At 48.4% G+C, this 16387-nt stretch carries 16 protein-coding genes; 14 read left to right on the plus strand and 2 right to left on the minus strand.

The genetic code is table 11. The features are described 5' to 3' along the window. The first annotated feature begins 35 nt into the window (after window positions 1-35). The 4 genes from B153_RS0112345 to B153_RS35000 all read left to right on the plus strand — a co-directional run bounded on the left by B153_RS0112345 (window position 36) and on the right by B153_RS35000 (window position 2463). Complete coding sequence (locus B153_RS0112345; RefSeq protein WP_083928190.1) at window positions 36-1124, plus strand: MFS transporter; 1089 nt, start codon at window positions 36-38, stop codon at window positions 1122-1124. Between the two features lie 36 nt (window positions 1125-1160). Further along, window positions 1161-1340 (plus strand): hypothetical protein, encoded by a 180-nt coding sequence (locus B153_RS0112350; RefSeq protein ID WP_020597026.1) that lies wholly within the window; start codon window positions 1161-1163, stop codon window positions 1338-1340. A gap of 270 nt (window positions 1341-1610) precedes the next feature. After that, on the plus strand, window positions 1611-2267 hold the full coding sequence (locus B153_RS0112355; RefSeq protein ID WP_020597027.1) for a hypothetical protein: 657 nt from the start codon (window positions 1611-1613) through the stop codon (window positions 2265-2267). Further along, window positions 2245-2463 (plus strand): hypothetical protein, encoded by a 219-nt coding sequence (locus B153_RS35000; protein WP_020597028.1) that lies wholly within the window; start codon window positions 2245-2247, stop codon window positions 2461-2463. The genes B153_RS0112355 and B153_RS35000 overlap by 23 nt, the downstream gene beginning before the upstream one ends. Window positions 2464-2482: 19 nt before the next feature. Here the strand turns inward: B153_RS35000 and B153_RS0112365 are convergent, their stop codons facing one another. After that, a complete protein-coding gene (locus B153_RS0112365) occupies window positions 2483-3790 on the minus strand; it encodes a TCR/Tet family MFS transporter (protein WP_020597029.1) in 1308 nt (435 codons plus the stop codon). Between the two features lie 94 nt (window positions 3791-3884). After that, on the minus strand, window positions 3885-5006 hold the full coding sequence (gene dnaN, locus B153_RS0112370; protein ID WP_020597030.1) for a DNA polymerase III subunit beta: 1122 nt from the start codon (window positions 5004-5006) through the stop codon (window positions 3885-3887). 199 nt (window positions 5007-5205) lie between these two features. Between dnaN and B153_RS0112375 the strand changes: the two genes are divergently transcribed. From B153_RS0112375 to B153_RS0112420, 10 genes are all read left to right on the plus strand, one after another. Then, window positions 5206-5718 (plus strand): DUF2480 family protein, encoded by a 513-nt coding sequence (locus tag B153_RS0112375; RefSeq protein ID WP_020597031.1) that lies wholly within the window; start codon window positions 5206-5208, stop codon window positions 5716-5718. Window positions 5719-5962: 244 nt separating this feature from the next. Further along, on the plus strand, window positions 5963-6862 hold the full coding sequence (locus B153_RS0112380; protein WP_020597032.1) for an ABC transporter ATP-binding protein: 900 nt from the start codon (window positions 5963-5965) through the stop codon (window positions 6860-6862). An 82-nt stretch (window positions 6863-6944) separates the two neighbouring features. Further along, window positions 6945-7304 carry a four helix bundle protein gene (locus tag B153_RS0112385; RefSeq protein ID WP_020597033.1) on the plus strand — a complete coding sequence of 120 codons (360 nt, stop codon included), beginning with the start codon at window positions 6945-6947 and terminating at the stop codon, window positions 7302-7304. A 45-nt stretch (window positions 7305-7349) separates the two neighbouring features. After that, window positions 7350-10997: an ABC transporter permease/M1 family aminopeptidase gene (locus B153_RS0112390; protein ID WP_020597034.1), complete on the plus strand. Its 3648-nt coding sequence runs from the start codon at window positions 7350-7352 to the stop codon at window positions 10995-10997. Between the two features lie 115 nt (window positions 10998-11112). Next, a complete protein-coding gene (locus B153_RS0112395) occupies window positions 11113-11994 on the plus strand; it encodes a c-type cytochrome (protein ID WP_020597035.1) in 882 nt (293 codons plus the stop codon). Between the two features lie 22 nt (window positions 11995-12016). Further along, entirely contained in the window at window positions 12017-12475 is a 459-nt protein-coding gene (locus B153_RS0112400) for a DsrE family protein (RefSeq protein WP_026262112.1), read from the plus strand. A gap of 108 nt (window positions 12476-12583) precedes the next feature. Continuing rightward, window positions 12584-13717, plus strand: coding sequence for an AAA family ATPase (locus B153_RS0112405; protein WP_020597037.1), 1134 nt, complete (start codon window positions 12584-12586; stop codon window positions 13715-13717). Then, window positions 13714-14364, plus strand: a complete 651-nt coding sequence (locus B153_RS0112410; RefSeq protein WP_020597038.1) for a DUF3226 domain-containing protein — start codon at window positions 13714-13716, stop codon at window positions 14362-14364. Before B153_RS0112405 ends, B153_RS0112410 begins: the two co-directional genes overlap by 4 nt. A gap of 128 nt (window positions 14365-14492) precedes the next feature. Then, window positions 14493-15086, plus strand: a complete 594-nt coding sequence (locus B153_RS35005; protein WP_020597039.1) for an RNA polymerase sigma factor — start codon at window positions 14493-14495, stop codon at window positions 15084-15086. Between the two features lie 123 nt (window positions 15087-15209). Then, window positions 15210-16313: a FecR family protein gene (locus B153_RS0112420; RefSeq protein WP_020597040.1), complete on the plus strand. Its 1104-nt coding sequence runs from the start codon at window positions 15210-15212 to the stop codon at window positions 16311-16313. The last annotated feature ends 74 nt before the right edge of the window (window positions 16314-16387 follow it).

The raw sequence follows: 16387 nt of genomic DNA on the forward strand, positions 1-16387 counted from the left end.
CTTTGTCCTGTTCAACTTCTTGATTGACAGGTACTATGCGTAGGTTATATCATTCATCAGCAAGAACTGACCGTTACCAGCCGGCAGTGTTGGCACTGGGCCTGGGGCACGGGTTTTCGGACGCGGCAGCCGGTTATCTGATCGGAAGTTTATCGGCGGGTAGGTTAGTTGCAGAGCTGGGAGCGGCCATCATGGTATATAATCTGTTGGCCTTTGGTGGTCAGTTGCCCGCTGGAATCTGGCTCGATGGAGTTCGTTCCTATCGTGAGTCGGCCGTTGGCTCATTGCTGGGTATGGTCGTAGCGTTGATATTGCTGGTGAATGGTTGGATATGGCCTGCCGTTGTACTGGCCGGGCTAAGTTCGGCGATCTATCATGTAGCTGGGGGGGCCATAACGTTGGCCAGCTTTCCGGAAAAATCTCGGTTTGTAGGCATTTTTTCAGCCTTTGGAGTAATGGGTCTGGCGCTGGGTGGATGGTGTGGGGCTATGCATTGCACAGGTGTCACCTATCTGCTTATAGGAGGGCTCACAACTATAGCTCTGATGGTTGGCAAGGTCCCTGTTCCCATGACCCAGAAAGCTCTGATAACCCAGGATAAGCCGCAACTGGATACGCATGATTATCTGATGATTTTGTTGCTAACGGCCATTGCTCTCCGGTCGGCAGTCTGGAATGTAATTCAGTTGCTTTACGCACAGCAATATGACTGGCTTCTGTATATCGCCCTGGCTGCTATGGTGGGTAAATTGATCGGTGGTTGGCTAACCGACCGAATCCCCTGGAAACCGTATGCACTTGTGGCGCTGGCTATTGCTCTGCCTGCACTCGGCTGGGGATATCGCCGATTATTCTGGTTAATGCTCGGAACGGGGCTTCTGCAATCATTGACCCCCGTGAGTGTCGTGGCTTTACAGCGACTATTTCCGAATACACCAGCCACCGTTAGCGGGGCCACATTCGGACTAGCCATTGCCTTAGGCGGCTTAGTCTCATTTATTCCGCTGGGTTCTTATTTCTCGCTGTATACGCAGTTGTTGCTGTTGGGTATCCTGAGCTGGTGTCTGTACTACTCGTTCTGGTCGGTTGATCATCGTCGGTCAGTCTTGAATAAGGAGCGGTAAGCCCTATTGCTTACTGGGCTTTAACCCGCTAAAATCATGAAAAAATATAGCCTGACCTTGCTCTTTTTCGCCAGCTTTTTGAAGGTATTTGCTGATCATATACCCGGTCCTGAATCAACCGAACCTTCCATGCTGACAAATATACTAGTGATCGGGGTATTTGCTGTAGTGATGCTACTGATCGTCCGGCGAGTTCGGAAACGCAGAATTAAATGATAAATTATACCTGATAATCAATAGTTTTATTGCTAACTCCTATCAATTGCTCCCATGAAAAAACGCTCACTGATTCTGATGCTACTGAGTTTATGCTCATCGGTTTTCGCCGATCTCCCTGGCGCAAACCACCGTGGAAGTCTAAACAGCGACACAATACCAAACGGTATATTGATAATTGGTGTCCTGGCAGTAGTCGTTCTGTTCGTCATTTGGCGAGTTCGTAAGCGTAAACAAATGTGATTGGCTGTCGGAAATTGGTTTATTCCTATGAATACCTGGCGATTTTTTCTGCTTTGCTTGTGTTTTTCAAGCGACATTCCGACGCTTCGGGCTGATATTATTCCTGCTGGACAACGTCGGGTTGATGCCTGTTTTCGATTGGCCAATGTAGACCAGTATCCCAATTACGTATTTCTGGCGTATATACAGCAGCGGTTTGGCGATACGTATACGCTACTCAACTCGGATCGCTGTATCGGATTGGGCAAGCAGAGTTCGGCTAGTATTTATGCCATTGCTAAAGAGAAATTTAAAGAGGAGGCTATCCGACTGGAAGGGACATTCGATTCGGAGAAGTCGCGCCAGCAGTTAAGGACCTATTTCAACGAAAATCCTAATTTAATGCGAGCTGATTTAACCGTTTATCCTCACGATTTTATTCCTGAGTCAGACTCTGCCCTCGCGGTGGAGGATGTTCTTGTCATCAAGTCGTTAACATCCGATACGCTTATCCTGGGTTACGATAGCGCTATTTTCGCCTATGCTAGTGGCCGGAAGGACAAGCGTATCTGGGATGAAATTGGGGTGGCGAATGCGGGGAGCGAACAGGCGTTTTTGGGGGATAGTCGGCTCTGGTTAACGGTCGGAGGAATTGCCCTGCTCATGTTAGTGGCTATCCTGTATGCTCGAAATCGAAAACGCTGATGTGGATTTACCTGGTCAAAACCTGGTTGGTCGAAATACCGCTACTGTTCCTGTTTATCCGAAAACGGGATACACTCCTGAATATTTTGGGTCTGGGGTTGCTGATCAGCGCATCGACCTGGCCGTTTCTGATCTATTACTGGTATACCTTCGGTGGGAATATTTTCCTGCTCGAAGGGTTGGTATCGTTGGTTGAGAGCTTTTGGGTGCGTTCGTTATGGAAGACCTCTTGGGTTTACAGTCTGCTGGTCGGTTTCACGTGCAATATCGTCAGTTTCGGGCTGGGCTGGCTGGGTTGGATTTGACTCGGTAGCCATATTCCGCCTGAAGCCACGGCGGGCCAGAAACGCACTAATAATAACCAGTACAGAGCCTAAAAAATAAGGCGCTCCGGGTAGATAAACGGGCGCTTTGGGCGACGTAAAGTACGAAAACAGGTTAGTCATAATCAGCGGTCCGAAAATAGACGTCGTACTGGTCAGACTGGTTAGCGCTCCCTGTAACTCCCCCTGCTCATTGGCCGGAACCTGGGTAGAAATAATGCCCTGAACCGATGGCCCTGCAATACCCCCCATGGCATAAACGGCCATAAATGCGAACATCATCCAGCTTTGAGTGGCTAATGCGAACAGCAAAAAACCAACGGCACTGAATATCAGTCCGACGTATACCGACCGCTGTTGACCCAACTTAGGAATAATGATTCGGGTAAGGCCACCCTGTACAATGGCAAACGAGAGGCCAATGGCAGCCAGCGACAGCCCAACGGTTTTTTCGTCCCACTTGAATTTCTCCATCGTGTAGAACGTCCAGGTGCCCTGTACGGCAAAACCGGCTATGTAGATCAGTACCAGCGAGGCTACCAGGCCCAGAATAACCGGGTATTTACCAAGCCGCATCAACGAACCGACGGGATTGGCGCGTTTCCAGTCGAACGGACGGCGGTGGGCTTCGTCAAGCGATTCGGGCAGGATAAACAGGCCGTACAGGAAATTAATCATGGTGAGGCCAGCCGCGACGAAAAACGGAACTCTGGGCCCATATTGTCCTAAAAAGCCACCGACAGCAGGCCCCAGAATAAACCCTACCCCAAAGGCCGCACCCACCAGACCGAAGTTTTGTGCCCGCTTTTCGGGAGGACTTACATCGGCAATGTAAGCTGTAGCGGTTGTAAAACTGGCTCCTGTAATACCAGCTAAAACCCGCCCGATAAACAACCAGCCAATGCTGGGGGCAAATCCCTGTAGAATGTAATCTAATCCAAAACCGAATAAGGAAAACAACAACACAGGCCGACGGCCATAGCGGTCGCTCAATCCACCCAGAATAGGGGAGAACAGAAACTGCATGGCTGCGTAGGAAAATGTCAGCCAGCCCCCCCAGCTTGCCGCCTGACTGATGTTACCATGAATGAGCTGTTCAATCAGTTTCGGAAAAACGGGAATAATAATCCCCAAGCCCGTCACATCGATCAGTAACGTGATAAAAATAAAGATCAGGGCAGGTGCGGTGCGCTTTTTCATAAGAGGGGAAAAAGGGGAGAAAGGGAGGAAAGGGACGAAGGAGGAGAGCTATCAATCCTTTCCTTCTTCGTCCCTTTCCTCCCTTTCTCCCTTTTTATGCGTATGTATTCAACATCACAGGCATCACCAGCATCAGGATGTCTTCGTTTTCTTCTTTATCGGCTGGGATCAGCAGGCCAGCGCGGTTTGGAGCCGACATCTCCAGCGAAATCATTTTGGCGCTGAGATTGCTCAGTACTTCCGACAACAGTTTGGCATTGAATCCGATTTCCATCGGATCACCGTCGTATTCGCAAAGCAGCTTTTCATTGGCCTCATTTGAGTAGTCCAGATCTTCGGCTGAGATGGTCAGCGAGTTGGCCTTGAGCGTCAACCGAATCTGGTGGGTAGTCCGGTTGGCGTAGATCATAATCCGCTTGAGCGAGTTTAGCAAATCCGTCCGGCCGATGGTCATTACATTCGGGTTGTTGGTCGGAATCGCGTTTTCGTAATCCGGGAACCGCTCGTCGATCAGTCGACAGATCAGTTTTGTAGGGCCAAACGTAAAGGCGGCATTCGACTGACTAAACTCGGCTGTGACGGGGGTATTCTCCGGCAACGAGGCTTTTAGGAGTTGAAGCGCTTTACGAGGAATAATAATCGAGGTACTACCCGACGCACTGAGGTCGGTCCGGCGATACCGGATAAGCCGATGCCCGTCGGTGGCTACGAACGTAGCATTGTCGCTGGTAAGTTGCAACAGAACCCCCGTCATGGCCGGGCGAAGGTCGTCGGTGCTGGTGGCAAAAACGGTATTGTTAATAGCACCCAGCAGCACATCGGAAGTCATATCGACCGACATGTTTTTGTTGACCGTAGGCAGTTTGGGGAAGTCAATCGGGTTTTCGCCCGACAGTTTGTAACGGCCGTTATCGGTCAGAATTTCGGTGCCAAAGGTTTCGGTATCTATGTTGATCGTAACCGGCTGTTCGGGCAGGCTGCGGAGGGTGTCAAGCAATAATTTGGCTGGAATCGCAATGGAACCGTTCTCGCTCGATTCAACCGGAATCTGAGTTGTCATGGTTGTTTGCAGATCTGAAGCGGTTACCGTAAGGGTCCCATCCTCAATGCGAAACAGGAAGTTTTCGAGGATCGGAACAATGGGATTGGTGGCCACGACGCCGTTAATATGCTGAAGGTTTTTTAGCAGGACAGACGAGGAAACTATAAATTTCATAGGCCAGGTGTCTAAGTCGGTTTCTAGTGATATATAAAAGCAAAAGTACGAAAAAAAGCCAACAGCCCGTGTATGTTTTTATAGAACCTTTCAGGGCTAAATAACCGTTATAATGAGCGAAAGAGTGATTGAGCGAAAGAGCGAATGCCATCTGGCAGAAAAGGCTGCGCCAGCCATTCACTCTTTCGCTCATTAAAAAATGGAAGCTGAACTTGTTAATCGTGTTGCCAATAGCGGGCTGATTACGCTTGATCTGGAAGAGTATTACCATCCGGGTGAGCGGATTGTCTACGACCTGAAAGATAACCTCTTCATGGGTCTTATCCTGAAAGAGAAAGATTTTCGGGCCTTTCTGAAAGAGCACGACTGGAGCCAGTACACAGGCAAAAATGTAGCCATCACCTGTACTGAAGATGCGATCATTCCTACGTGGGCCTATATGCTCCTGACGCTGCAACTGCAACCCTACGCCAATACCATCGTGTTCGGCAGTCTGGCCGATCTGGAAGAAAAACTGTATTTCGATGCCATTGCCCAAATTAACCCTGAAGACTATCGGGATGTGCGGGTGGTGGTGAAAGGTTGCTCGAAAGTACCAGTGCCCACTGCTGCGTATGTTGAACTGACCCGCGTATTGCGCCCCGTAGTGCAAAGTCTGTTGTTTGGCGAACCATGCAGTACGGTGCCCCTTTATAAACGTCCGAAAGTATAGACTGTAACCCCTTTCCCTTTGCCCTCACAAACTGGAAGGTTTCACCTATAACTTGAGAGGGTCTGTGTCCTTACCGACCTTGGGTGGGAATTGGCTGATTTATGGTGCTTCAAGCGATTGAAGCGCTTTTTTTATGCCTTTCAAAGCAAAATGACGCCGTCGGCAGAAGATTGGGTTTGATATTCACAGACTTTTAACATATTTGTTACTATTCCCTTCAACCAAATAGTCTTCTGCTTCCTATATGCAACTCGAAATTAAAGACCTGGCTAAAACCTATTCCAATGGCGTTCGGGCGCTGAAAGGTGTTTCGCTAACCATCCCACAGGGAATGTTTGGCCTACTGGGCCCGAACGGGGCCGGCAAATCATCACTTATGCGGACAATTGCGACCTTGCAGGAAGCCGATAGCGGTAGTGCCCGTTTCACGGGCTTGCCAGAAGGTGACCTGGATGTGTTGACGCAGAAAGACGCCGTTCGTCGGTTGCTGGGCTATCTGCCCCAGGAGTTTGGTGTTTATCCCCGCGTAACGGCCGAAGCCATGCTCGATCATATTGCTACGTTGAAAGGGATTGCCAACAGCAAAGAGCGAAAAGAAATTGTTCAGGGGTTGCTTCAGAAAGTGAATCTGTATGAGGTGCGGAAGAAGAATCTGGGAACGTATTCAGGCGGTATGAAACAACGCTTTGGTATTGCACAGGCCCTGATCGGCAGCCCCCGTCTGATTATTGTCGACGAACCAACGGCTGGTCTTGACCCTGCCGAGCGCAACCGCTTTCACAATCTGTTGTCGGAAATTGGCGAGAATACGATTGTCATTCTGTCGACACACATTGTTGAGGATGTCACGAACCTTTGCTCCGATATGGCCATCATCTGTCTGGGTGAAGTCGTAGCTACGGGCAATCCGAACGATCTGGTGACGGAACTGAATGGCAAGGTTTGGCAGAAATCTGTCGAGAAATCAGAAATTGATACCTATCGCCAAACGTATCAAATCATCTCCACACAATTGAAAGGTGGTAAAACGAGGCTTCATGCCTACAGCGAAGTTCCATTGCTTGATTTCGAGCCTGTTACGCCCGATCTGGAAGACGTGTACTTTACCCGGATTACCGAGCGAATGGGGACGGTTACTGTTTGATAGTATTGGGAGCGAGGAGCGAGTATTAGAATTGGCTGACGCACATTTTAAATCAGATACCCACCTTGTAAACATCTTTCAAATGGAGAAAACGAAGCATTTTCGGGAATTGGTCGTTTGGCAAAAGGCTCACCAGCTCGTACTTGACATTTATAGGTTAACTAAAATTTTTCTAAAAGAAGAACTATTTGGGCTTACGTCTCAGCTAAGGCGCAGTGCGGTTTCGGTTCCTGCTAATGTAGCAGAGGGTTATCGCAAACGTACTATTCCTGACAAGTCCAAATTTTTGAATATTGCCCAAGGGTCATTGGATGAAACACACTACTACCTGATTCTTGCTCAGGATCTCGGTTATGGTAGTACTGAAATTTTACAAGTGAATCTTGAAGAAGTAGCCCGCCTATTGACGGCTTACTATAACGCTGTGGAAGCCAGGCGTTGACTTTACTCCTAATACTAACTCCTCGCTCCTAAGACTTCTAACCCCATGTTCACCGAAATTTTCCGTTTCGAATTGGCGTATCGACTTAAACGCCCTGCTACATATCTCTACGCCCTGATTCTCTTTCTGTTTACGTTTCTGTTTGTTATATACGGAAACGGACCGGCATCGGAGAAAACAAATGTCAATTCACCTTATGCCATTACCGGGTTTATGGTGGTACTGACCATATTCGGGATGCTCATTTCGTCGGCCATCATGGGCGTGCCGGTGTATCGCGAAATTGAACACAATACCAAAAACTACTTTTTCAGCTTTCCAATTACTGAGCGGGGGTATATTCTGGGGCGGTATTTGGGCTCGTTTGTCGTACTGTTAAGCATTATGGCGGTGGGTATGCTTGGTATCGTTATTGGTTCATTGTTGGGGCCGGTGTTTAATCTGGCCGACAATACCGAGCGATTCGGGCCAATTCGGTTTTGGGATTATGCATCACCATTTTTGATGCTTGTCATCCCGAATATGTTTTTGACCGGCAGCATATTCTTTGCATTGGTAGCTTTTTCGCGGCAGGTATTTACTACCTATGCAGGAAGTATTTTGCTGTTTATTGCCTACCTGCTGGGTTCTACGCTCTCGCAGGATTTGGAAAACAAACACCTCGTTAATCTGCTCGACCCGTTCGGTTCCTATGCCAGTGATAATGCGGCTAAATATTGGACCCCCATAGAACAAAATACCCTCAATATACCCTTGGAGGGTGATCTGTTGACCAACCGATTGATCTGGTCGGGTGTAGCGCTGCTGGTGTTCTTATTGACGGTCTTTCGGTTCAGTTTCGCCCGCTTTCTGGCCGTTAAGCTAGGCAAAAAGGCCAAAGGTGAGGTTATCTCCGAAAAAGCACCTTCGCTGGCAAGCCTGCCCACGCCGACACCCGTTTTTCAGGTCAGTACCTACATTGGGCAGATGGTCAAACAGGCGCGGATTGAGTTTAGTAACATCATCCGCGATCCGTATTTCATTGCTATTCTGCTCGGGGCGGTGCTGTTCCTGTTTCTGGATGGCTGGTTTGGGGTTCAAACCTATGGCACCCCCTCGCTGCCAACTACGTATACCATGCTTGAGGCCCGGAACGGTACGTTCTTTTTCTTCGTACTGATCGTCATTATTTTCTATACGGGCGAGGTAGTTCACCGCGATAAAGTGGTCCATTACGACACCATTGCCGATGCGTTACCCGTTCCCGACTGGATGAATTACGGGGCCAAGCTGTTGGCTATGACCTACATCTGTCTGCTGCTCTGTACACTAATTATCGTGTCGGGCGTGTTGGATCAGACCGTAAAAGGCTATTTCAATTACGAATTTGGACTGTATTTCCGCGATGCCTACGGGATTGCCTTTACCCAGTATTTTCAACTGGTGATGCTGGCCTTTTTTGTCCATACGATGGTGAACCAGAAGTTTGTGGGGCACATCGCTACGCTGGCTACCTACATTGTTATCTGGGCGGTGCCGCAGTTTGCCGAATTCAATTATAAGCTGGCGTTGCCTTTTTCGGGTGGCGGAGTTCAACTTTCCGACATGAACGGATTTGGGCATTACCTGTCTTCGCTGGCGTCGTTTCGGGTGTACTGGTATGCCTTTGGGGGTATTCTGCTGGTATTGGCCCTTTGGTTCTGGAATCGGGGAGCCGATACAGGGTTCAAGTCGCGCTGGCAACTGGCCCGGCAGCGGATGGGCAAACTGTCGATGGGGTTAGTGGCTTTGTTGGTACTGGCCTTTGTGAGCATGGGGGCCTGGATTTATACCAATGTAAGTGTAAAGAACCGCTACTATTCGGCCGATGAACAGCGAGAACAACAGGCCAGCTACGAGAAAAAATACCACAAGTATGCTAATGTGCTTCAGCCAAAAATTACCAGTGTCAAACTAGCTGTCGATGTGTTTCCGGAGGAGTTTAAGGCGGTAGCAACCGGACTATTTTCGATTGTGAATAAGGGCGATCAACCCATCGACTCCCTGCACCTGACCATTCCGCCCGACAATTTCCATAGGAAGCTAACGAAATTCACCATCGACGGACAAGCTCCCAAGCTGATCCTGAACGATACGGATTTTGGCTATTACATCTATAAGCTTCCAAAAACATTGAATCCGGGCGACACGGCGCGTATGGAAATGGACGTGACTGGGCAGTATACCGGATTTCCGAACAGTGGCGATCAGCGGGAAGTCGTATCCAACGGTACATTTTTCAACGTGGGCATCTTCCCCGGCTTTGGATACAATGCCGATGGCGAACTCAGTAGCGACAAGTACCGGAAGAAGTACGGTTTGCCTGTGAAAGAATGGACAGTTCCGGCCCAAAACGATCCGCGTGGTTTGCGCGATTTTCTATTTACCGACGATGCCGACTGGGTAACGTTTGAAGGCACCATCTCGACAACTCCCGACCAAACGGCTATTATGCCGGGCGAGTTACTCAAAACCTGGACCGCTAATGGACCCGATGGCAAACCGCGCAAGTATTTTCAGTACAAGCTCCCCAGTTTCTCCGATTATTTCTTCAGCATGTGTTCAGCGAAATACGCCGTAAAACGCGATTCATGGACGGGACCTGATGGAAAAAAGGTTGTGCTCGAAATTTACCATCACCCCGGCCACGACCAGAACCTCGATCGGTTTATGGCGAGTATGAAAGCGTCGCTGAGCTATTACACCAAAAACTACGCGCCCTATCCGTACCCGGTGTTGCGGGTTTTGGAATTTCCGCGCTATGCCGCTTTCGCTCAGTCGTTCCCGACCACAGTGCCGTATTCCGAAGAGTTTGGCTGGGTCGGTGATTTCCGCGATCCCGACAAAACCGATTACGCGTATTACGTAACGGCTCACGAGGTGGCGCACCAGTGGTGGGGCCACCAGATCATGCCCAGCCGGACGCGGGGGGCTAACCAGATTTCGGAAACGATGGCCGAATACTCAGCACTGATGGTGCTGAAAGAACGCTACGGTGTCGATGCTATGCCGAAGTTTCTGAAATACAGTCTGGATCGGTATCTGGGTGGTCGGGCGTTTGAGGATAAATTTGAAGCCAACATGCTCGACAACGACACCCGCTCGTACGTCTGGTATCAGAAAGGGTCAATGCTGATGTATGCCTTGCAGGATTACATTGGTGAGGCCCGTGTGAATCAGGCTATGAACGACTACATGAAAGCCGCCCGGTTCCGTCAGAAAGCACCGTTTACTACCTCACTCGAATGGTACAGTTTCCTGAAAGCCGCTACGCCCGATTCACTCAAACCCTGGTTGGCCGATAATTTCGAGAAACTGACACTTTACGACAATCGGATTACCAAAGCCGAAGCCAAATCCATCGGAAAAGACCAGTACCGGATTAAACTGTATGTCCGCTCAGCCACTGAGTATTACGACAAGGCGGGTAAGGAACTTGGCAAAGGGAAAGGGCCAGTTCTGGTCGACATTGCGGTGCTGACCGACGATAGTAAGAACAAAGATGGGCTAACGGTCAAAGTGCCGCTGTATATGCAGAAGCGCAGCCTGACACCCGGTGAGCACGTGATTGAGGTAACCGTAAAAGGCAAGCCCGTCAAAGCAGGAATCGATCCGTATAACAAGCTGATCGACCGCGTTTCGGACGACAATCTGGTAACCGTAGATATGCCGTAAATGGGTTTGCCCAATGATGGTTGACGCAGCTTAAAACGTTTCTTCCTCATAAACCATGAATTACTCCGTCTTTAGACATCGCCGGATTTACGGGCTTTTGGGCTTATGCATTTGCATGGCGGGTTTGGTGGCTTCAGTGCCCCCTTCCTACTGGCAACCCCCTGCCGACAGTCGGATACCGACCGGGGCTAAAGGCCAGCAAATTCGGTATGGTCGGGAATTGATTGCCCATACGGCCAAATACCTTGGGCCTAAAGGAAGCGTGAAACCACTCTCGAACGGCATGAATTGCCAGAACTGCCACCTCGAAGCCGGAACCAAAGTATTGGGGAATAACTATTCGGCTGTGTTTTCGACCTACCCCAAATTCCGGGATCGTTCGGGGGCGGTGGAGTCGATTGTGAAACGCGTGTCGGACTGTTTTGAGCGAAGCCTGGCCGGGAAAGCGCCCGATAGTAGCAGTCGTGAAATGAAAGCGATTGTGGCCTATATGCAATGGCTGGGAACGGATGTGCCCAAAGGCCAGCGCCCTGAGGGTGTTGGACTCGTGAAATTAGCCTACCTGGACCGCGCTGCCGACTCCACAAAGGGACAGGCTGTTTATGTGGCCAAATGCCAGGTCTGTCATGGTGCCAAAGGCGAAGGCATTCGGGCTGCCGGGGCGTCGGAATACGTGTATCCACCCTTGTGGGGGCCGAAAAGCTATAACGATGGGGCCGGTTTGTATCGACTGTCGAGCTTTGCGGGCTATGTGAAGAACAATATGCCGTTTGGGGCCACCTATGCCAGTCCGCAACTGACCGACGCAGAAGCCTGGGATGTGGCCGCGTTTATCAATTCAATGCCTCGCCCCCACAAAGACCAGAGTAAAGACTGGCCCAACATCGCTACCAAACCGATTGACTTTCCCATTGGCCCGTATGCCGATGGGTTTAGCGAACAACAGCACAAATTTGGACCGTATCAACCCATTGCAGATGCGCGAAAACCGAAGTAGCTTTACTGTAAACAAACTGATCATGAAAAAACATATCTACTTACTGCTGGTAGCCTTTCTGGGGCTGGTCGTATCGGTAAGGGCACAGTCCAGCGAGACGGGTACGTTTCACGGAGCGCAGCCCACCAAGTCTCGGTATAAAGCCATTTATCAGCTCAATACAGCCGATACAGCCACCATCCGACACGCCCTGGCTAATATTCAGAATGCGCTGAACGACCCGCGACTAAAAGGCAAACTGGATGTAGAACTGGTGGTGTATGGCGGGGCCAACGTCGTCTACCGGAAAGACAAGCCTTATTTTGAGAAAGATATTGAAAACCTGCACAAGCAAGGGGTTATTATGGCAATGTGCGAAAACACCATGCGGATGCGAAAAATCAGCCGCGAGGAATTGTTCCCCATCGTGAGCTACGTACCCAGCGCCAACGGCGAACTGATCATCCGCGAGCAGGAAGGCTGGACCATCATTCGCCCTTAATTGGATTAGTTTTGAACCAAACAGCCCGCTATCCGACGAATGGTAGCGGGCTGTTTGTGTAATAGTGATATTACTCCGTATTTTGAATAATAACTTTTTTGCGAACCTATGTTACGCTCGCTCGAAATCCGCAACTACCGCAACCTCCGCCATCTGACGATTGAAAAATTAGGCCGGGTGAACTTATTAGTCGGGAAAAATAACACCGGAAAGACGTCGGTATTGGAAGCGGTGGCGATATATGCTTCTTGGTTTAGTGAAGGTGCAACTATAAAGTATTTGCTTCAAAGTCGAGGAGAATATTATGCAAATAATACAAAAGAGAGTCCTGATGGAAATAAAGAGAATGATAATATTACCTCTCTAAGCGCCTTATTTACTAATTATGCTCCAAATTACTTTTTATCAGGTGATACAGATCTGGATATCTATATAGGTGAAAATCGAATAAATAAGGAACGGACAAAGTCGTCATTATTTATTGGCCTTCGTAAGGCATACCAAATTCTACAAAAAGACGAATTTGGGAAGGAGATAATTGAATATATGATTGCAGAAAATGAGGAGGATATAAATGCTAGAGAATTTAGATATGAAATAAGATTTTGGAGGGATTACACAATTGAAACTAGAGCTTCTCTCACGGGAGGCCTTCTTTATAAAACTAGAATTCCAAGAGTAGATGAGTCTGCTCCCTTTCAGTATGTAGACTCCAAAAATAAAACACAACAATCTACTGAATACTTATACAGTAAAATTGCCTTATCAGATAAAGAAGATATCGTAGTAAAAGCTTTGCAAATTGTTGAACCTCAAATCGAACGATTTAGCTTGGTTGAAGATAGGCGCCCTATTGTTAGGCTCAATAATGGGGACAGAAGATACATGTCTAGTATGGGAGATGGTGTTAGCCGGGTGTTTTCAATCATTTTGTCAATGGTGAATGCTGAAGGAACATATCTCTTTATCGACGAATTTGAAAATGGTTTACACTATTCGGTTCAGGAGAAATTGTGGGAGGTTATTTTTTATCTCGCTAAGCGACTAAATATTCAGGTATTTGCGACGACGCATAGCCTTGACTGTGTTGAAGCTTTTTCAGCTATACTTAACGATGGGAAACAGGATAAAAATGCTGGTGCTATGATCCGACTCGAAAACTACGAAGGTAATATCGAAGCTACGGTTTATGATGCCGACGAAATTCAGTCTACCACCCGCGTCCATGTTGATCCCCGATGAGTAATCAGATTAAACGTAATAAGTTTCCATTCAAGTTACTGGTTGAGGGTAAAGATGATTTGTTTGTAACGGCTAATATTCGGGATGCTCATCAGTTGCCAGATAATTTCGAGATTATTGATTGCGAAGGCGTTGAGAAGATGCCCGATCAGATTATAGCTCGTATAAAACGACAACGTCCCGAAATCGAAGCAATTGGTATCGTGTTGGATGCGGATCAGGATTTAGGAACACGCTGGAATAGTATCCGTGATATTCTCATTAAAGAAGGATATACTCTTCCTGTATCGCCGGAAGCAGACGGAACAGTCATTACAGGTATCGGCCGTAACCCAGCTATCGGTATCTGGCTCATGCCCAATAATTTGCAATCAGGGATGCTCGAAGATTTTATTCGACTTCTCATTCGACCGAACGATTTACTAAGTCCATTTGTAGAACAAGCCCTTGTTCAACTTGAAGCCCAGCCAATTGAGAGTAGGTATAGTGAAATTCATCGGGCAAAAGCCTATATACACACTTGGCTGGCCTGGCAAAAAGACCCCGGCACACCTATGGGTTTAGCATTAACGAAAACCTATCTCGATCATAATACGGAACTCTGTCAGCAATTCGTCAACTGGCTAAATCGCTTATTCAACCCCTAGCAACCGCCTTTACGCACCGTTGTTAGTCGGATAACCTGAATGACGCGCTGGGTAGGTTTACTTGTCAAGCCTGGCAAGTAGGGTAGATTCGGCAATACTTTTCTTCTCTATATAGGATTACTCAGGTTATGAAAACGGAACAAATTGATGATGGGCTACTGTGGCAACGCTTCCGATCGGGCGATTCGGTGGCGTTCGATCAGCTTGTTCAGGCCTATTATTCGGTTTTGTTTCGGTACGGAATTCGCTTCCACCCCGATGAGGAGTACATTAAAGATTGTATTCAGGATGTTTTTGTGGAACTGTGGCAACGTCGGCAAACGGTTCGGGAAACGGAATTTGTCAAATTTTACCTGCTGAAATCGCTCCGTCGGCGGATTTTTCGGGGAAAAGCCAAATGGGGTACCAACTGGGAGTCCGTTCAGGAGAATTATCTGTTTGAAGTGGAGTTCTCTATCGAGAATCAACTGATTACGCAGGAAATCGCCCATGATCAGGTTCGGCAGTTAGAAACCTTGCTCAATCAACTTTCCAAACGTCAGAAAGAAGTTATCTTCCTCAAATTTTATCAGGGCCTCACGCATGAGCAAATTGCGGAGGTTATGGTTCTGAATCGGCAGTCGGTCTACAATATCCTTCACGAAGCCCTGCAAAAACTGCGCAATGCTTGGCAGGGCGATATGGCTTTCTCCATAACTCTCTTGTCGCTTCTGATTCGCTAAGCCGTTTTTAAGGCCGACGGCCTTCCCTTAAATTTTTTTGCAAAAAAGTACAGTTTCTTCCAGTAGGATACGTGGGGCGACTGCATGTTGGAGGTATAGGGCTAGTTTTTAGCGTATTCCTTCATGAAAAATTACCAGGATTACCAGATCGAGGATTTGCTGCTGAATGAGTCGTTTAACCGATGGGCCAGCAACCAAAGTTCGCCCGACGAACAGCTATTCTGGCAACAATGGCTGGATCTGTACCCTGAAAAACGCGAAATCGCCGAGCAGGCCAAAGCGATTATTGGTGGTTTGGAGGTTAAGCCGTATCGGGATATTTCGGACTCGGACGTTCAGCAGCAGCTTCAACAGATACAGTCTCGAACACATAAACAGCCTGTTGTATGGTCGTTTACCAATCACACATTCGGGTGGTGGGCCAGGGCAGCCGCTGTGTTGTTTCTGGTACTCGGCATCGGCTGGACCATCTGGTCGGTTCGGCAGTCGGCCCACCAGTCGCCCTACACCGAGTTAGTCAATGCGTCGTCGACAAAGCTGATCGAGAAAGTCAATACTACGAATGCACCGTTAAGGGTTGGACTACCCGACGGGAGCCAGGTTACCCTGCAACCCGATAGCCGAATTAGTTTTAGCCGCCAGTTTCAGGGCACTAAGCGCGAAGTCTACCTAACGGGTGAAGCGCTTTTTCAGGTTCAGAAAAACCCAGCCAAGCCTTTCTATGTGTATGCCAATGAGGTTGTTACGAAGGTTCTGGGAACCAGTTTTGTCGTTAAATCCTTCGAGAACCAGGCTAATGTGCAGGTGGTAGTACGTACCGGACGCGTATCGGTGTTTGCCCGGAAAGACTGGCAACGCGCCGAAAAAGAAGCTAACAGTGATATTCCGGGTGTTGTGTTGACGCCTAATCAACAAGTGGTTTTCAATCGGCAGGAAAGCCATTTCCGCCGGACCATTATTCCGAATCCAGTCATTATTGATTCCCGCTTCAGCCGGAATGTCTTCGTGTACGACGATACACCAGTGGCACAGGCATTCGCCCAACTTGAGGAAGCATATGGCGTCGATATTGTCTTCGATGAACAACTACTGAAACAGTGTACGCTGACGGCCAAATTTCAGGATGAACCACTGCTGGAAAAACTGAATCTGATCTGCCAAACCATAAAAGCTTCTTACCAAATCGTTGATGCCCAAATCGTCATTAGCGCCCAAGGCTGCTATTGACCCTTTATTATCCCCTTTACTCAATTTACTGTATGGAAAAGAATAGATGTCTACGAACGCTTGCCTTATTTCTC

The sequence above is a fragment of the Spirosoma panaciterrae DSM 21099 genome (assembly GCF_000374025.1).
GTDB lineage: Bacteria > Bacteroidota > Bacteroidia > Cytophagales > Spirosomataceae > Spirosoma > Spirosoma panaciterrae.